Genomic DNA, 16,540 nt, shown 5'->3' with positions numbered 1-16,540 from the left:
CGCGTCTGCCGTATCCCCGGAGGCAAGACAGCCTGGGGGGCTTCCCTTTTTCCCCGACACCAGGATACAATTTCCCGCATGTGGGACACGGATGCGGCACGGCGCTACGACGCCTGGTTCACCACCCCCCGGGGGGCCTTCGCCCTGCGCCGGGAGGTGCGCCTGCTTGAGCACATGGCCTCGGGCTGGCCGCGCCGTGGGCAGCGTCTCCTGGAGATCGGCTGCGGCACGGGCATCTTTCTGGAGGTGTTGCACCAGGCCGGATTCGACGTGGCCGGGCTGGACAAGTCCCCGGCCATGCTGGAGGCCGCCCGGGCCCGCATGGGCGCCCTGGCCGACCTGCACCTGGGCGACGCCGAGCATCTGCCCTTCGACGATAACGAGTTCGACTTCGCGGTCATTTTGACGGTGCTGGAGTTCTGCCCGGACCCGGGACTGGCCCTGCGCGAGGCCGCCCGGGTGGCCCGCAAGGGCCTGATCATCGGCTTCTTGAACCGTCTGTCCCTGCACTGGCTGTTCACCCGGGGCCTGCCCGGCAGCCGGGGCGGATCGATCCTCGGGCAGGCCAGGTGGTTTCTGCCCTGGGAGATGCAGCAATTGGCCATGGAAAATCTGGGGCGGCGGCCGTACGTCTGCCGCAGCGTGCTCCCCGGCCCCATGGCCACCTGGCGCGACACCCCGCCCTGGCGGCGCCTCAACGCGCCGATCCTGCCCCTGCCCCTGGGGGCCTTTTGCGCCGCCCGGGTGGACCTTCTGGGCGACCCCGTCACCACGCCCCTGCATGCGCTCAAGGCCAAGCCGGGCATCGGCTGATCCTGCCGCCGCGCCGCCTCCCCTTCCCGACCCTGCCTTTTGACAATCGGTCCGGTTGCGACTAACATTTTTCTTCTTTTTTGACGGCGCGAGCGCCATATCCCCCCAAGCGATCGGAACCCATGGACAAAATTCAAAAAATCAAAGGTTTCGCGGACCTGTTCGCACCGGAAAGCGACGTCTTCTCCCACATCGAACGCACCGCCGCCCGGGTCTTTGCCCTCTACGGCTACCGCGAGGCCCGCATCCCGCTTTTGGAACGCACCGAGCTTTTCGCCCGGTCCATCGGCGCACAGACCGATGTGGTGCAAAAGGAGATGTATACCTTCCCGGATCGCAAGGGCCGTTCCCTGACGCTTCGGCCCGAGGCCACGGCCGGGCTTTTGCGGGCCTATGTGGAGCAAAAGCTTTGCGCCGCCGAGGGCGTGGCCAAGCTCTTCGCCCACGGCCCCATGTTCCGCTACGAGCGGCCCCAAAAGGGACGCATGCGCCAGTTCCACCAGGTGGACGTGGAGGCTCTGGGCTCGCCGGAACCGGCCCTGGACGCGGAAATGCTCATCATGCTCGACCACTTTCTCACCGATCTGGGCATCACGAACACCACCACCCAGCTCAATTCCCTGGGCTGCCGCCAGTGCCGCCCCGTCTACCTCGACGCCCTGCGGGATTTTTTGCGCGGCATGCACAAGGAAAAGCTGTGCGAGGACTGCCTGCGCCGCAAGCTTATCAATCCCCTGCGCGTCCTGGACTGCAAAGTCCCCGGCTGCCGGGAGCTGACCCTGGACGCCCCCAAAATCACGGACTACCTGTGCCCCGACTGCCTGGATCACTTCGACGCGGTCAAGGGCCTTTTGGACGCGGCCGGGATGGCCTATGAGCTGGCCCCCCGGTTGGTGCGCGGCCTGGACTACTACGTGCGCACCACCTTCGAGATCGTCTCCGGCGACATCGGGGCCCAGTCCTCCATCGCCGGGGGAGGCCGCTACGACGGGCTGGTGGCCGACCTGGGCGGCCCGGACACCCCGGGCATCGGGTTTGCCTGCGGCATGGAGCGGCTGGCGCTGCTGGTTTCCGGCCTGCCGGACGCAAAACCCGACTTCGACGTGGCCATCCTCGACCCGGCCGCCCTTGAGCCCGCCCTGCTCATGGCCCAATCCCTGCGCCGCCTGGGATATCGCGGCGAGACGCCCTACCGGCCCGGCAGCGCCAAAAGCGGCCTGCGCCGCGCCGGACGCCTGGGGGCGCGGCTGTGCCTGATCCTGGGCGAGGCCGAACTGGTCCAGGGCGTGGTCCAGGTCAAGGATCTGGCCGACGGGGCCCAGTCCGCCGTGTCCATGGACGCCCTGGCCGAGTTCTTCGCGGCCCGGATCGGCCGACCGCAAGGGCTGCCAGGCTAAACTCCCAACGAACCGCAATAAACTACAACCAAACCCGCGACCCCGCGACAGACCATACGGAGCATGCACACCATGAGCGACGCCCTCCCCCGCGAAACCGCCCTGCTTGACGATCTGGGCGACTGGCGGCGCACCCATTCCTGCGGCCAGTTGACCAAGGCCGCCATCGGCCAGACCGTGACGCTGATGGGCTGGGCCCAATATCGCCGCGACCACGGCGGGCTGATCTTCATCGACCTGCGCGACCGCAAGGGGCTCACCCAGGTGGTGTTTTCCCCGGACGACGCCCCGGCCGCCCACGACAAGGCCCACGACCTGCGCGTGGAATACGTGCTGGCCATCACCGGGCTGGTGCGCGCCAGGCCCGAGGGCATGGTCAACCCGAACATGGCCACGGGCGAGATCGAGGTGGTGGTTTCCGATTTCAAGCTTTTAAACACCGCCGCCACTCCGGCCTTCCCCATTGAGGACCGCACCGACGCGGCCGAATCCCTGCGTCTCAAATACCGCTACCTGGACCTGCGCCGTCCCAAGCTGGCGGCCAACTTCCTGGCCCGGCACAAGGCCTCCATGAGCGTGCGCCGCTACCTGGATGCCCTGGGATTCCTCGAAGTCGAAACCCCCATCCTGACCAAAAGCACCCCCGAGGGGGCGCGCGATTTCCTGGTCCCCAGCCGGGTCAACCAGGGCTCGTTCTACGCCCTGCCCCAGTCGCCGCAGCTTTTCAAACAGATGCTCATGATGTCCGGCATGGACCGCTACTACCAGATCGTGCGCTGCTTCCGGGACGAAGACCTGCGCGCCGACCGCCAGCCCGAATTCACCCAGATCGACATTGAAATGTCCTTCGTGGACGAGGCCCAGGTCATGGAGATGGCCGAGGGCATGGTCATGGGCATCTTCCGCGACGCCGCTGGCGTCGAGCTGCCCTCGCCCTTCCCGCGCATGACCTACGCCACGGCCATCGCCGACTACGGCCTGGACAAGCCGGACATCCGCTTCGACTTAAAGCTCAAGGACGTGACCCATGTGGTGCGCGAATCGGGCTTCCGGGTCTTCGCCAAGGCCGAACTGGTCAAAGGTCTGCGCGTGCCCGGCGGGGGGGAGCTTTCCCGCAAGGAGATCGACGACCTCACGGAATACGTCAAAATCTATGGAGCCCAAGGGCTGGCCTGGATCAAGATCAAGCCCGGGGAATGGCAATCGCCCTTCGCCAAGTTCCTCTCCGAGGCTGAACGCGACGGCCTGGCCCGGGAACTCTCCCTCGAAGAGGGCGACATCGTGTTCTTCCAGGCCGGCCCGGCGGACATGGTCAACACCGCCCTGGGCTATCTGCGCTTAAAGCTCGGCGAACGCTTCAATCTCATCCCCGAAGGCGCCTACGCCCCGGTGTGGATTACCGATTTCCCGCTCTTCGAATACGACCCCGAGGCCAAACGCTTCGTGGCCCGGCACCATCCCTTCACCTCGGCCGCGCCCGGGCATCTGGACATCCTGGAAAACGAACCGGAAAAGGCCCTGGCCCGGGCCTATGACCTGGTTTTAAACGGCTACGAGATCGGCGGCGGCTCCATCCGCATCCACACCCCCGAGGCCCAACGCCGCATGTTCGCCGCCCTGGGCCTTGACGAGGCCGAGACCTCCGAAAAGTTCGGGTTCTTCCTGCGCGCCCTGGAACACGGCACGCCGCCCCACGGCGGCATTGCCTTCGGCCTGGACCGCATTATCATGCTCCTATGCGGGTCCAAATCCATCCGGGACGTCATCGCCTTCCCCAAGACCCAGAAGGCGGCCTGCCTCTTGACCGACGCCCCCAATACCGTGGCCCCCGGCCAACTGCGCGAATTGGGCATCAAGACCCGCAAGAAGGAAGAATAAGACCATCGGGGGGCGCCGCCCCCCGGGCCCCCCGGCAGGGGGCTAAGCCCCCTGCACCCCATATCGCGTGGCGTCCCCGCCGGGCTGCTGCACATCCCGGGCGGGGACGCCGCGAATCCCGGGCGCAAGGGCCTGATCCCTTCGCCGGAAGACCCGTGTTTCCGTGGCGTTTCCCCGGCCGCGACGCGGCCGGGGAAACGCCACGGGGACAGGGGGTCCGGGGGGAATGATTCCCCCCGGGCGGGGTACGGGGCGGCAGCCCCGATCCAGTGGGCGGGGCGGCAGCCCCGAAGAAGGAGTAAAATGACCAGGGACATCGTCAAATATCCGCATCCGGTTTTGGCCCAGAAGGCGGCGCGCATCGAGGAGATCACGCCGGAGATCATGGCCTTGGCGAGCGACATGGCCGAGACCATGTACGTCAACCAGGGCATCGGCCTGGCCGCCAACCAGGTGGCCGAGCCGGTGCGGCTGATCACCGTGGACATCTCCGGCCCGGACAAACGCGAGGAGCTTTTCGCGCTCGTCAACCCGGAGATTGTTTCGGCCGAGGGCGAGACGGAGACGGAGGAAGGCTGCCTGAGCGTCAAGGACTACCGGTCCAACGTGGTGCGGGCCGAAAAGGTCCGGGTGCGGGGGCTTGATCTGTCGGGCAACGAGGTCTGCCTTGACGCCGAAGGGCTTTTGGCGGTGTGCCTGCAGCACGAGATCGACCATCTGGAAGGCACGCTTTTCATTGACCGCATAAGCCGCCTGAAAAGGGCCTTATACGATAAAAGGGCGAGAAAATGGGCCAGGAAGGCGGATCAGGACTAAGGGCGGTCTTCATGGGCACGCCGGATTTCGCGGCGGCCGTGCTGCGCGGGGTGCTGGACGCCGGGGCGTGCCAGGTGGTTGCGGTCTATACCCAGCCCGACCGGCCCTGCGGCCGAGGCCAGGCCTGCCGCCCGGGCCCGGTGAAGACCCTGGCCCTGGAAATGGGCCTGCCGGTCCTGCAACCGGCGGATTTCAAATCGCCGGACGAGGTGGCCCGGCTGGCCGCGTTTGAGCCGGACCTGCTTTTAGTGGCGGCCTACGGCATGCTTCTGCCCCAGGCGGTGCTGGACGTGCCGAAAATCATGCCCATAAACGTCCACGCCTCGCTTTTACCCGGCTATCGCGGCGCAGCCCCGGTGCAGCGGGCGATCTTAAGTGGCGACACCGTGACCGGCGCGACCATCATGCGCATGGTCAAGGCCCTGGACGCCGGGCCCATCCTGGCCCAGCGGGCGCTGACCATCGGCTTCGACGACGACGCCGGGACGATCCTGTCCCAGATGGCCGCCATGGGCGGGACGCTTCTGGCCGAGACGCTCACCCGCATGGCCGCCGGGCCCATCCTGGAGATTCCCCAGGACGAATCCCGGGCCACCTATGCAGCCAAGATCGGCAAGGCCGAGGCCGAGATCCGTTTCGACCGCCCGGTCATGGATGTCCATAACCGCATCCGGGCCTTTTCCCCCAAGCCCGGGGCCTTTTTTCATGTCCGGCTGCGGCCGGGCGCGCCGCCCCTGCGGGTCATCGCCGCCCCGGGACGGCCGGAATCCGCCCCCGGGGGAACGCCCCCCGAGGGGGCCGCGCCGGGTACGGTGCTGGGTCTTGCGGAGGGAAATCTGCGCGTGGCCTGCGCCGACGGGGTCTACCTGATCCCCCGCCTGCGTCCGGCCGGGAAAAAGGAGATGACGGCCGAGGCCTTCGCCTGCGGCTATCTGGGCAAATGTCCCGAGGGGGCCTCCCCGGTCTGCGGGCCGGGCGATCTGGACACAACGGCTGCGACGTGACAACAGACTCTAGGATGGAACACGACGAACCCTCGAGAAAGCGCCTGTTCATCGGGCTTTTGACCGGCACCAGCCTGACGGTGTGCGTCGCGTTGGCCTTTTTATGGATCATTCCCTTCGTGGGCCTGCAAAATATCCACCCCGGCGCGCCCTGGATCATGGGCATCCTGCTCGGGGCGGTGATCCTTTTGGTCCTCTGGGCCTGCCTGAGTCTGGTGGCCAGCGTGGCGCTCGGGCGCTCGATCCTTTTTTCCGAGCGGCTGCGCGGGGTCACGGCCAAGGTCTTTTTGCCGCTGATGACCCTTTTCGGCTGGATGCTCGGCATCTCCAAGGAAAAGGTGCGCGGCTCGTTCATCAAGGTCAACAACGAACTCGTCTCATCCGACGCCGGGAAATACGAACCGAAGCAGATCCTGGTGCTTTTGCCCCATTGCCTGCAAAACAGCCGCTGCAACCGGCGTCTGACCTACGACATCCAGAACTGCAAACGCTGCGGGAAATGCCCCGTGGCCGGACTGTTGGACCTGGCCGACCATTACGGCGCGCATCTGGCCATCGCCACCGGCGGCACCATCGCCCGGCGCATCGTGGTCCAGAAACGGCCCCGGCTGATCCTGGCCGTGGCCTGCGAGCGCGATCTGGCCAGCGGCATCCAGGACACCTACCCCATCCCGGTCTACGGGGTCCTAAACGAACGGCCGCATGGCCCCTGCCTGGACACAACCGTCAGCCTGGCGGCCCTGGAGCAGGCCCTGCGCTATTTTCTCAAAGAGCTGCCCGAGGGACCGCCGGTGGCGGAGCTTCTGCCCACCCTGGGACGGGGCGGGCTGCGGGGCGGCAGACGGGCGGGCCGTAAAGCCGAGGAGGCCAGGACGCCCGGGCAGCCTCCATCCGCTGCCTCGGAGGCCCCTGAGGCCCCGGGCGCTCCTGACGCCCAGGCCGCTTCCGGCGGGCCGGGGTCTTCATGACCGCGCAATCCAAAGCCAAGGCCCCCCGTCCGGCCGCCTCGAAGCAGGCTGCGCCTGCCGCCACAAGCCCCGCCGCACCCCTGAAAAAAAACCATGGAACCCCTCCGGCCCGGGCCGCCGCCCTGGAGGCCCTGGCCAAGGCCCTGCCGACAGCCGGAAAGCGGCCAAACCGGGCCATGGATCTGCAGGCCGCCCTGGATACGGCCCTGGCGCATCGGGACATGGACCCCCGGGATACGGCCCTGGCCGTGGAACTGGCCTATGGGTTCACCCGGCTGCGCGGCCGCACGGAATTTCTGCTCTCGCGACATCTGAAGAATCCGGCCGGACTGCCGCCGCCGGTGCTTTCCGCCATGGGCTTGGCCGCCCACGAAATCTTGCATCTGGACCGCGTCCCCCCCTACGCCTCGGTGGACTGGGCCGTGGACCGCATCAAGGCCCTGGCCGGGTCGCGGCTGGCCGGGGTGGCCAACGCCGTGCTGCGCCGCATGGCCGACGAGGCCGGGCAGGCGGCGGACATGGACTGCTGCCGCACCCCCGGGGCGGACGCGACCACGGTGCTTTCCCGGTACTATTCCTGCCCGGCCTGGATCGTGGCCCTGTGGCGCACGGCCTATGGCCACGAGACGACGTTGCGTTTTCTGGCCGCCCAGGCTGCGGCCCCGCCCACGGGGCTTAGGGTCAACGCCCGCAAACCGGGCGCACGGGCCCTATTCAAGACGCTGGCGGCCCTGCCCGGCTGTCTTATGACGGTGTTTCCCACCCTGGCCTTTGCCCCGGGCACGGATTTTTCCCACGACGGCCTGAACCTGGACGCCCTTTTGGCCGCCGGGCGCATCTCCCGGCAATCGGCGGCGGCCCAGCAGGCCCTGGCCGACCTGGACCCGGACGGCTGGCCCGGCCCGGTCTTCGACGCCTGCGCCGGGCGCGGCGGCAAGACCACATATCTTCTGGAGGCCACGGACCATGCCGTGTGGGCCGCCGACATACACCGGGGCAGGCTGCGGGCCCTGCGGGCGGAAACGATCCGTCTGGGGCTGCCGGACATCCCGGTCTTCGCCGCCTCGGCCCTGTGCCCGCCCCTTGGCCGGGCCCCCGGCACGATCCTTCTGGACGCGCCGTGCTCCGGGCTTGGGGTGTTGTCGCGGCGGCCCGACGCCAAATGGAAACGCACCCCGGCTGACGTGGCCGATCTGGCCCGCATCCAGCACGGACTGTTGCACGCCGCCATGAGGCGCGTGGCCCCGGGCGGGCTGGTGGCCTATGTAACCTGCACCCTGGCCCCGGAGGAAAATCGCGGGCTGGTGGACCGTTTTCTGGCCGAGACGCCCGAGGCGCGGCTGGAAAGCCTGCACGAGGCAGACCCCGCCTCGCCGCTTGGAGAATTTTTCTTCGCCGCCTGCCTGCGCAAACAGGCCTGAGCCGGCCATCCTTAGCTGAAAAACGCCTTTGCCCGATTGACGGCGGGCGGGGCATATGAAAAAAACAGTCGGCTATGGCGACACAACCGTTTCCCTTTCCGCGCCAGGACCACAAGGAGCCCGCATGAGCTGGCCCCACAAGGATCTGCTCGACGTTTCCCAGCTTTCCCGCGACGATGTGGCCGTGGTCATGAAGACCGCCGCCTCGTTTCGGGAGATCAATGCCCGTCCGGTCAAGAAGGTGCCCACGCTCAAGGGCCGAAGCGTGGTGCTTTTTTTCGCCGAACCGAGCACCCGCACCAAGACCTCCTTCGACATGGCCGGGAAGCGCCTGTCCGCCGACACCTTCGCCCTGACCAAGTCCGGCAGCTCCCTGGTCAAGGGAGAAAGCCTCAAAGACACGGTGCTCACGCTTTTGGCCATGAACCCAGACGCCATCGTCATCCGCCACGGGGAATCCGGCGCGGCGGCCTTTGTGGCCGAACGGGTGTCCTGTGCGGTGATCAACGCCGGCGACGGCCGCCACGCCCACCCCACCCAGGCCCTGCTCGACGCCTTCACCCTGCTGGAGAAGTGGGGGACGCTTGCGGACAAGACCGTGTGCATCCTGGGCGACATCGCCCACAGCCGGGTGGCCCGCTCCAATGTGATCCTTTTGTCCATGCTCGGGGCCAACGTGCGCCTGTGCGGGCCACGCACCCTTTTGCCGCCCTCGGTAGACGGTTGGGGGGTTGAGGTCCATTCCGACCTGAAAAAGGCCGTGGCCGGGGCCCACGCGGTCATGTGCCTGCGTTTGCAGCTTGAGCGCCAGCAGGCCGGGCTGTTGCCGGATCTGCGCGAATACGCCGGGCGTTTTTGCCTGTCCTCGGCCACGCTCACCGGGGCCGACCCGGACGTGAAGGTGCTGCACCCCGGCCCCATCAACCGGGGCATTGAAATTTCCTCGGAGCTGGCCGACGCGGGGCAAAGCCTCATTCTCGACCAGGTGGCCTCGGGCGTGGCCGTACGCATGGCCCTTTTGCACCTTTTCATCACCCGCAAGGACCGGGGTGACAAGGAGTAGCCCGTGGCCCTTCCCGATCTCGCCGTCACCAACCTGATCCTTCCCGAGACGCCCCATGCCGTGGATCTGTTATGCCGCAAGGGACACGTCCTTGGCGTGTCGCCCCACGCCCCCGGAACCGCCTACGAAAACGCCCGGGTCATCGACGGCCGGGGCCTGACGCTTTTGCCCGGCTTGACCGACGCCCACGCCCATCTGCGCGAACCCGGCCAGGAATGGAAGGAAGACATCGCCTCGGGCCTGGCGGCGGCCGCCGCCGGGGGGTTTTCCAACGTCATGTGCATGGCCAATACCTCCCCGGTCAACGACACGGCCTCCATCACCGAACACATGACCAAGCGCGCCGCCGAAACCTGGCCGGGCGGCCCGCGCCTTTTTCCCATCGGGGCCCTGACCAGGGGGCTTTTGGGCAAGGAACTGGCCCCCATGGCCGAGCTGGCCCAGGCCGGATGCGTGGCCTTCTCCAACGACGGCCGCCCCGTGGCCGACGCCGAACTGTTCCGCCACGCCATGGAATACGCCTGGGACCTGGGACTTCGCGTCATCGACCACTGCGAGGAGCCCACCATGTCCCCGGGCGCGGGCATGAACGAAGGGCGGGTGTCCTCGCGCCTGGGCCTGCCCGGCCAGCCCGACGTGGCCGAGGCCATCCAGGTCGCCCGGGACGTGCTCCTGGCCGATTATCTGCGCATTCCCGTCCATCTGGCGCATGTGAGCTGCCGCCGCTCGGTGGAAATCATCGAACGGGCCAAGGCCCGGGGCGTGCCGGTCACGGCCGAGACCTGCCCCCATTACCTGCATTTCACCGAGGCCGAGGTGGAGGGCTACAACACCCTTGCCAAGGTCAGCCCGCCGCTGCGCACCCGGGACGACGTGCTGGCGCTGATCCAGGCCCTACGGGAAGGGGTCATCGACATCCTGGCCACGGACCACGCCCCCCATGCCGCCCACGAGAAGGAAACGCCCTTCGGCGAGGCCCCCTGCGGCATCTCGGGCCTGGAGACGGCGCTGTCCCTGTCGTTTGTGCTCACGGACAAGGGCATGCTCGACGCCGCAGACATCGTGCGGCTTTTTTCCTCGAATCCGGCCCGCCTCTTCAAGCTGCCGCACAATACGTTTACGCCCGGCGATCCGGCCGATTTCGTGCTGTTTGATCCCCGCCAGGCCTGGAAGGTCACGCCGGAATCGCTTTTCTCCAAAGGGAAAAACACCCCCTGCCTGGGCCGCACCCTGACCGGTCGGGTCATGGCCCTTTACATCGGGGGACAACCGGTCTTCACGCGCGGGGAATGCGCCCCGGCCGCCACGGCGGCCGCATCCCGCCGCACTCACGGGAGGAGTTCATGAATCCGTCTTTCAAGGAAGCCGCGACGCTGTGCAAAACCATTATGCGCAACGGCTACGACGCCTACGTGGTCAACGCCCGGTTGCAGGACAAAGCCCACGGCCAGGGGAGCGTGGAGATCGACATCTGCACGGACATGTCCCTGCCCGACCTGCAAAAGATCTTCCCCACGGTCGAGGCCACCGAGACCGACACGGCCTTCGCCGTCTTTCGTCCCGAGTCGGGAATCATTTTCTTCTATCCGGCGGACACCGAGGACGGCTCCCATCCCGAGGACTGCGTGGCCATGGTCACCCCGAGACTCCTGAAAAAACTCCAGGACACCGGGGAAATCCCCCTGCATCTGGCCTGCCCCTATCTGCCGCGCCCCAAGGAACTCCACGACGGGTTCGCGGACCTGGAATCCGGCGAGATACGCCTGGTCGGCATCCCCGACCAGACCCTGCGCCAGAACTATCTTCGCGCCGTACGGGCCCTGCGCTTTTCCGCCAACTACAACCTGCCCATCGAACACAACACCTGGATGGCCATTTTACGGGCCGCCCGCCGGGTGCTCGATTACGCCTCCACCAACGACATCATCGACGAATGGCGCAAGGTCGAGGCCGAAAACATGGCTGCCTTCGTCAGGCTGCTCTACGAATCCATGATCCTGCACGGGCTCATCCCGGAACTGGCGGCCATGGCCCGCATCCGGCAGCAGAAAAACGAGACCGAGGAAGAGACCGTTTTCGACCACACCCTCGACGTCATGGCCCACTATCCCCAGGAGCTGCCCTACGACTGGTACGGCGCCCTGGCCTGCCTGTTCCACGACGTGGGCAAGCTGCACACGGCGGAATTCTTCGACGGCCGCTGGACCTTCTACCAGCACCACCGGGTGGGCGCGAAAGTCACGCGCAAAATCCTCTCCCGGCTGCACTTTCCGCCCGAGGAAGTCGATCTGGTGTGTTTTCTGGTGCGCCACCACATGCGCTTCCACTTCATGCTCACCGACCGGGGCATCCGCCGCTTCAAGGCCCTGGACGAATACCCGCGCCTGATCGAAATGGTGCGCGCCGACATCAAGGCCCGGGGCGGCAGCTACAAGGAATTCAACCACAACATGAAGATGCTCGACCGCTCCGACACCCCGGAGGACATGCTCGAGCCGCTTTTAAACGGCGGCCGGATCATGCAGCTCACGGGCCTCAAACCCGGACCCGCCGTGGGGCTTCTGCGCGACGCCCTGCTCAAGGCCCAGATTTCCGGCGACGTGACCAGCGTGGACGAGGCCGTGGCCTTCGTCGCCCGGCACAGCGCCGCCGACAGCCTGTAAACCGCCCGGGCCGGGCGGGGGAGTTCTCGCCCCTGCCCGGCCCGCCTGGCCGCAAACACGCCGCTTCCCCGCCCCCACGGGCACCCCCCCCTCCTCATCACGGCGATGGTTTCCGACGCCAGCGGGGTTTAAACCCCGCCAGCTTCATTTTCTCAAAAAATGAGACGCTGCGGCCCACGCCTACGGGTGGTGCGGCCAAAGCCCCCAGTCGAGGTCGCGGGGCTAGCGGATGTAGTTCGGCAGGTTGAGAAACAGTTCGCGGGTATAGGTGACCATCTTGTCCATGAGCCAGGGGAAGGCCAGCAAAAGGGCCAGAAACATGGACAGGATCTTGGGCACGAAGGTGAGCGTCATCTCCTGGATCTGGGTGGCGGATTGCAGGATGCTCACGAACACGCCCACCACGAGGCTCACGGCCAGCATGGGCAAGGCCATGAACAGGGCCAGCTCGATGGCCTCGCGGGCGATGGCGATAACGGTTTCCGGGGTCATGAGGATGTTCCTTTCGGCCATATGGCCTGTCAAAGGGCGAAGCTGTTGACCAGGGAGCCGGTCAGAAGCGTCCAGCCGTCCACCAGGATGAAAAGGAGCAGCTTAAACGGCATGGACACCATGGCCGGGGGCAGCATCATCATGCCCATGGCCAAAAGAATGCTGGAGATCACCATGTCCAGGACCAGAAACGGGATGTAGATGAGAAAGCCGATGGTGAAGCCGGTCTTGAGCTCGCTGATCATGTAGGCGGCGGCGAGCATGATGGTCGGCACCTGATCGCGGTTGTCAGGCCGCTCCATCTTGGTGATGGTGTAGAAGATGGAGAGATCCTTCTCCCGGGTGTGCTTGAAGAGGAAGGCGCGCAGGGGAACCTCGGCCTTTTTTGCGGCGTCCTGGAGAGAAATTTCCTCGCGCATATAGGGCTGCAAGGCCTCGTCGTTGATCTGTTTTCCCACGGGGTACATGATGACCACGGTCATGAAGATGGCCAGGCTGGCCAAAATCTGGTTGGGGGGCATCTGGGCCGTGCCCATGGCTTGGCGCAGGAAGGAAAAGGTGATGATGATGCGGGTGTACGAGGTGACCGTGAGCACGATGGACGGAGCCAGGGAAAGCACCGTCAGGAGCATGAGGATTTCGAGAAGGGTGGAGACCCGGGCCGGTTCGGCCTGCCCGGCGGACAGGTTGAGCGTCAGCGACGGCATGTCCTGGGCCAGGGCAGCGGTCGGCAGAAGCAGGAGAAGGCTAAGGAGAACTGTCCGGAGGATCGGCCTTTTCGAGGACTGCGGCAAAGTCGGTTTCCCGGTCATGGTTGTCATCGATCTCGGTCAACAGGTTGATGGACTGCTCGGTGACGCCGAGCACCATGACCTTATTCAAGAACCGGACCAACACAACACTCCGCTTGGGCCCAAGAGCCAGTTGCCCCTCAAAGGTCAGGCCGGTGTTCTTTCTGGCCAGGGGCAGCCCCAGGCGCGGGCCGAAACGCCGCAGGACGTAAAAGGCCGCTAAAATGACGCCCAGGAGCAGCAACAGCGCCAGGGCCATCTGGGCGGCCACGGAAGAAAGCCCGTAGGCGGACTGGGCGGCGGCGTCAGGCAAGCTGTTTGACCCTCTCGATGGGGCTTATGATGTCGGTTAGGCGCACGCCGAATTTTTCGTTGATGACCACGGCCTCGCCCCGGGCCACAAGCTTGCCGTTGACGTAGATCTCCAGCGGCTCGCCCGCCAGCTTGTTGAGCTCAATGACCGAACCCTGCCCAAGCTGCAACAACTCGTTGATAAGGAGCTTGGTGCGCCCCAGTTCGGCGGAGACGTCCAGGGGGATGTCCAGGATGAAATCCAGGTCGCGCCTGGCGCCGCCTTCGGCCCGGGGGGCCTTGGCGTCCTGCGTCAAATCCTTGAACTGGGCCGTGTGGCTTTGACGCGAAAACTGCTCCTGCTCCCGTTCCTTCTTGAGGTGCTGCTCCTCCTCGTCGGCCAGGGCGGCGGCCCATTCATCGGCCAAGGCGGCGTCCGTCCCCGAAGAGGCCGCCTTGCCACCCGCAGCAGGCGCAGCGTCCTCGTCCTCGTTTTCCTGTTCAGCCAGGGCGGCGGCCCATTCGGCGGCCAGCTGGTCTTGATCCTGATCGTCTGAGCCCATGCGTCGTCGCCTCTCGTTCGGATTGCAGGTTTCCGGCGCGGTCACGCCGCCACCGCCGCGTTGCCTACTGAATCACGAAATCTGTGAAATACACGCGCAGGACCACCGGCTTGCCAAGCACTTGGTTGATCCGGTCGGCCACATCCTTGCGCAGGATGATCTTGCCTTCCACCCCGGCCAGCTCCTCCACCGATTTGGAGGATAAAAGCATAAGCAGGGCGTCGCGAATCTTGGACATGGACCCCTGGATGGCCTCAGGCCCGCCCTTGACCTCCAGGTCCATGGAGAGCTTCAGATACCGCCGCCCCGAGGGATCGGCCAGATTGACCACAAACGTGGGAACGGTGACCAGGGATTGCGCCGGGGCGGCCTTGCCGCCGCCATGCCCGTCGGAACCGCCATGGCCGGACGCGGCCTCTCCGTGGGCCTCCTCCTTGGCGGGGGCCTCGGCGGCCGGTTCGGCATGCCCGGGCGCCTCCCCCCCCTCGGCCGGGGCCGTGGGCGGGGTCTCGGCCGGGGCGGCCACGAAAAACTTCAGATAGGCGAAATAGCCCCCTCCGGCCAACAGCAACAGCAAAACGGCCAGGATGATCCATTTGAGCAAGCCGGATTTTTTCTTTCCGCCTTCAATTTCTTCGGCCATCGTCCTCTTCTCCCGGGCTGTCCCGCGTCAGACGGGTGTACGGCGGCGCGCCGCACGCTCAGGCGTGGCGCGGGCCAAAAATATCCGTCCCAATCCGGACGTGGGTGGCCCCTTCCTCCACGGCAGGCTCCAGGTCGCCGCTCATGCCCATGGACAAGACCGGCAAGGCCCGCCCCAGGCGCGTCGCCAAGGCGTCGCGCAGGACGCGCAGGGCGGCGAAGGCCGGACGCGCCGCCTGGGGGTCGTCCAGGGCCCGGGGCAGGACCATGAGCCCCTGAAGGTCCAGGTTGGCCATGCCGACCACGGCCTCGGCCAGTTCCGGGGCCAGGGACGCGGCCACGCCCGCCTTTTGCGGCTCGTCGTCCACGTTGACCTGGATGAGCACCGGCTGCACCACGCTGGCGGCCAGGGCTTTATTTTGCAAAGTCCGGGCCAATTCCACCGAGTCCACGGTATGGATCAGGGCAAAGCGGCCCACGGCGAACTTGGCCTTGTTTTTCTGCAATCGTCCGATGAAGTGCCACTGGATGCCCGCATCCGCCAGAGCCTCCATCTTGGGCAGGGCCTCCTGCACGTAGCTCTCGCCGAAAATCCGCTGTCCGCACGCCCGCAAGGCCGCCACAGCCTCCGCCGGATGAAACTTGGACACCGCCACCAGGGTCACCCCGGCCGGATCGCGCCCCGCCTTTCCGCAGGCCCGGACAATGCGCTCCCGGACCCGGGCGAGGCGTCCGTCAAGGCTCAAATCATCGTTCATGGCGAAAGGCTAGCACATCCGGGGGCAAAACAAAACGTCCCGGGGAAACGCCGCGCCCCTATTCCCCAAGTCCCAATTCGCGCACGAAGCCCTTGTCCCCGGGCCAATCCGGCTTGACCTTGACCCACAACTCCAGATGCACCCGTCCGCCCACAAGCTCCTCGATCTCGGCCCGGGCCTCGGAGCCCACCTTTTTGAGCATCTCCCCGCCCTTGCCGATGACGATGCCCTTATGCGTTGTCCGGGGCACGTAGATCACGGCGGAAATGTGGGGCATGGCCGGATTTGTCTGCTCATCCCAGGACTCGATCTCCACGGCCACGCCGTACGGCAGCTCCTGGCCCAGGGCCAGAAAAAGCTTCTCGCGCACGGCCTCGGCGGCCATGAATCGCACGGGCGCGGTGGTGATCTCGTCTTCGCCGTACTGGGGCGGCCCCTCGGGCAGGCGTGCGGCCACGGCCGCCACCACCTCGTCCACGCCCTGTCCCGACAAGGCGCTTATGGGAAACACCTCGGCCTGGGGGAAGATCAGGGCCATCTCCTTGAGCAGCGGCAACAGGCGCTCCTTGGGGCGCACCGCATCCACCTTGTTTAAGGCCACGATCACGGGCATGGGGTCGCCGCCCAGGGCCTTGGCCAGGGGCCGGGCCTCGGCCTCCAGCAGATTGGGCTTTGGGGCCAGGGCCCGGGCGTCGAAAAAGAGCAGGGCCACGTCGGCCATGGGCAGGGCGTTCCAGGCCGAGCGCAAAAGCAGCGGGCTTATGCCCCGGCTTTGGCGATGCAGGCCCGGGGTGTCCAGAAAGACGACCTGGGCCTGCTCCGTGGTCAGGATGCCGGTGATGCGGTTGCGGGTGGTCTGGGGCTTGGGCGAGACGATGGAAATTTTCTGGCCGATCACGCGGTTGAGGAAGGTGGATTTTCCGGCGTTGGTGGGGCCGAGGACGGCCACGTGGCCAAAGCGGTGGGACATGGGATTCTCC

Annotated in this window: 17 protein-coding genes; 10 read left to right on the top strand and 7 right to left on the bottom strand. The window is 66.4% G+C overall.

Annotated elements, in window-relative coordinates; all coding sequences use genetic code 11:
- Nucleotides 1-78: 78 nt before the first annotated feature.
- From GD606_RS13335 to GD606_RS13290, 10 genes are all read left to right on the top strand, one after another.
- Nucleotides 79-813: a class I SAM-dependent methyltransferase gene (locus GD606_RS13335; protein ID WP_163301151.1), complete on the top strand. Its 735-nt coding sequence runs from the start codon at nucleotides 79-81 to the stop codon at nucleotides 811-813.
- A 122-nt stretch (nucleotides 814-935) separates the two neighbouring features.
- A complete protein-coding gene (gene hisS / locus GD606_RS13330) occupies nucleotides 936-2,210 on the top strand; it encodes a histidine--tRNA ligase (RefSeq protein WP_163301150.1) in 1,275 nt (424 codons plus the stop codon).
- 72 nt (nucleotides 2,211-2,282) lie between these two features.
- A complete protein-coding gene (gene aspS, locus GD606_RS13325; protein WP_163301149.1) occupies nucleotides 2,283-4,088 on the top strand; it encodes an aspartate--tRNA ligase in 1,806 nt (601 codons plus the stop codon).
- Between the two features lie 303 nt (nucleotides 4,089-4,391).
- Nucleotides 4,392-4,904, top strand: a complete 513-nt coding sequence (def, locus tag GD606_RS13320) for a peptide deformylase (protein WP_163303818.1) — start codon at nucleotides 4,392-4,394, stop codon at nucleotides 4,902-4,904.
- An 11-nt stretch (nucleotides 4,905-4,915) separates the two neighbouring features.
- A complete protein-coding gene (fmt, locus tag GD606_RS13315) occupies nucleotides 4,916-5,908 on the top strand; it encodes a methionyl-tRNA formyltransferase (RefSeq protein ID WP_163303819.1) in 993 nt (330 codons plus the stop codon).
- A gap of 14 nt (nucleotides 5,909-5,922) precedes the next feature.
- Complete coding sequence (locus tag GD606_RS13310; RefSeq protein ID WP_163303820.1) at nucleotides 5,923-6,876, top strand: DUF116 domain-containing protein; 954 nt, start codon at nucleotides 5,923-5,925, stop codon at nucleotides 6,874-6,876.
- Entirely contained in the window at nucleotides 6,873-8,297 is a 1,425-nt protein-coding gene (locus GD606_RS13305) for an RsmB/NOP family class I SAM-dependent RNA methyltransferase (protein WP_163303821.1), read from the top strand. The genes GD606_RS13310 and GD606_RS13305 overlap by 4 nt, the downstream gene beginning before the upstream one ends.
- A gap of 124 nt (nucleotides 8,298-8,421) precedes the next feature.
- Entirely contained in the window at nucleotides 8,422-9,360 is a 939-nt protein-coding gene (locus GD606_RS13300; RefSeq protein WP_163303822.1) for an aspartate carbamoyltransferase catalytic subunit, read from the top strand.
- A gap of 3 nt (nucleotides 9,361-9,363) precedes the next feature.
- Nucleotides 9,364-10,707, top strand: a complete 1,344-nt coding sequence (locus GD606_RS13295; RefSeq protein WP_163303823.1) for a dihydroorotase — start codon at nucleotides 9,364-9,366, stop codon at nucleotides 10,705-10,707.
- Nucleotides 10,704-12,023 carry an HDIG domain-containing metalloprotein gene (locus tag GD606_RS13290; RefSeq protein WP_163303824.1) on the top strand — a complete coding sequence of 440 codons (1,320 nt, stop codon included), beginning with the start codon at nucleotides 10,704-10,706 and terminating at the stop codon, nucleotides 12,021-12,023. The genes GD606_RS13295 and GD606_RS13290 overlap by 4 nt, the downstream gene beginning before the upstream one ends.
- Nucleotides 12,024-12,245: 222 nt before the next feature.
- Here GD606_RS13290 and fliQ read toward each other — a convergent pair whose 3' ends face one another.
- The 7 genes from fliQ to era form a co-directional block, all read right to left on the bottom strand.
- Nucleotides 12,246-12,515, bottom strand: a complete 270-nt coding sequence (gene fliQ / locus GD606_RS13285; RefSeq protein ID WP_163303873.1) for a flagellar biosynthesis protein FliQ — start codon at nucleotides 12,513-12,515, stop codon at nucleotides 12,246-12,248.
- 29 nt (nucleotides 12,516-12,544) lie between these two features.
- Nucleotides 12,545-13,327 (bottom strand): flagellar type III secretion system pore protein FliP, encoded by a 783-nt coding sequence (fliP, locus tag GD606_RS13280; RefSeq protein WP_163303874.1) that lies wholly within the window; start codon nucleotides 13,325-13,327, stop codon nucleotides 12,545-12,547.
- The gene (gene fliO, locus GD606_RS13275; RefSeq protein ID WP_246298791.1) at nucleotides 13,263-13,619 is read right to left on the bottom strand and encodes a flagellar biosynthetic protein FliO; all 357 of its coding nucleotides are present in this window, start codon (nucleotides 13,617-13,619) and stop codon (nucleotides 13,263-13,265) included. Before fliO ends, fliP begins: the two co-directional genes overlap by 65 nt.
- Nucleotides 13,612-14,160, bottom strand: a complete 549-nt coding sequence (fliN, locus tag GD606_RS13270; protein WP_163303875.1) for a flagellar motor switch protein FliN — start codon at nucleotides 14,158-14,160, stop codon at nucleotides 13,612-13,614. Before fliN ends, fliO begins: the two co-directional genes overlap by 8 nt.
- 64 nt (nucleotides 14,161-14,224) lie before the next feature.
- Nucleotides 14,225-14,803, bottom strand: a complete 579-nt coding sequence (locus GD606_RS13265) for a flagellar basal body-associated FliL family protein (RefSeq protein WP_163303876.1) — start codon at nucleotides 14,801-14,803, stop codon at nucleotides 14,225-14,227.
- A 58-nt stretch (nucleotides 14,804-14,861) separates the two neighbouring features.
- On the bottom strand, nucleotides 14,862-15,560 hold the full coding sequence (locus GD606_RS13260) for a YggS family pyridoxal phosphate-dependent enzyme (RefSeq protein WP_176629301.1): 699 nt from the start codon (nucleotides 15,558-15,560) through the stop codon (nucleotides 14,862-14,864).
- Between the two features lie 58 nt (nucleotides 15,561-15,618).
- Nucleotides 15,619-16,530, bottom strand: coding sequence for a GTPase Era (gene era, locus GD606_RS13255; RefSeq protein WP_163303877.1), 912 nt, complete (start codon nucleotides 16,528-16,530; stop codon nucleotides 15,619-15,621).
- Nucleotides 16,531-16,540: the final 10 nt, after the last annotated feature.

Origin of the sequence: Desulfolutivibrio sulfodismutans DSM 3696, from assembly GCF_013376455.1 — a bacterium.
Classification (GTDB): Bacteria; Desulfobacterota; Desulfovibrionia; order Desulfovibrionales; family Desulfovibrionaceae; genus Desulfolutivibrio; species Desulfolutivibrio sulfodismutans.
Note: the sequence above shows the minus strand (reverse complement) of the source record. Positions and strands in the feature narration are given on the sequence as shown.

Bases quoted from the DNA above. Each gene is read 5' to 3' on its own strand.
- GD606_RS13335 (WP_163301151.1), top strand. From the start codon at position 79: ATGTGGGACACGGATGCGGCACGGCGCTACGACGCCTGGTTCACCACC.
- hisS (WP_163301150.1), top strand. From the start codon at position 936: ATGGACAAAATTCAAAAAATCAAAGGTTTCGCGGACCTGTTCGCACCG.
- aspS (WP_163301149.1), top strand. From the start codon at position 2,283: ATGAGCGACGCCCTCCCCCGCGAAACCGCCCTGCTTGACGATCTGGGC.
- def (WP_163303818.1), top strand. From the start codon at position 4,392: ATGACCAGGGACATCGTCAAATATCCGCATCCGGTTTTGGCCCAGAAG.
- fmt (WP_163303819.1), top strand. From the start codon at position 4,916: ATGGGCACGCCGGATTTCGCGGCGGCCGTGCTGCGCGGGGTGCTGGAC.
- GD606_RS13310 (WP_163303820.1), top strand. From the start codon at position 5,923: ATGGAACACGACGAACCCTCGAGAAAGCGCCTGTTCATCGGGCTTTTG.
- GD606_RS13305 (WP_163303821.1), top strand. From the start codon at position 6,873: ATGACCGCGCAATCCAAAGCCAAGGCCCCCCGTCCGGCCGCCTCGAAG.
- GD606_RS13300 (WP_163303822.1), top strand. From the start codon at position 8,422: ATGAGCTGGCCCCACAAGGATCTGCTCGACGTTTCCCAGCTTTCCCGC.
- GD606_RS13290 (WP_163303824.1), top strand. From the start codon at position 10,704: ATGAATCCGTCTTTCAAGGAAGCCGCGACGCTGTGCAAAACCATTATG.
- fliQ (WP_163303873.1), bottom strand. From the start codon at position 12,515: ATGACCCCGGAAACCGTTATCGCCATCGCCCGCGAGGCCATCGAGCTG.
- fliP (WP_163303874.1), bottom strand. From the start codon at position 13,327: ATGACCGGGAAACCGACTTTGCCGCAGTCCTCGAAAAGGCCGATCCTC.
- fliN (WP_163303875.1), bottom strand. From the start codon at position 14,160: ATGGGCTCAGACGATCAGGATCAAGACCAGCTGGCCGCCGAATGGGCC.
- GD606_RS13265 (WP_163303876.1), bottom strand. From the start codon at position 14,803: ATGGCCGAAGAAATTGAAGGCGGAAAGAAAAAATCCGGCTTGCTCAAA.
- GD606_RS13260 (WP_176629301.1), bottom strand. From the start codon at position 15,560: ATGAACGATGATTTGAGCCTTGACGGACGCCTCGCCCGGGTCCGGGAG.
- era (WP_163303877.1), bottom strand. From the start codon at position 16,530: ATGTCCCACCGCTTTGGCCACGTGGCCGTCCTCGGCCCCACCAACGCC.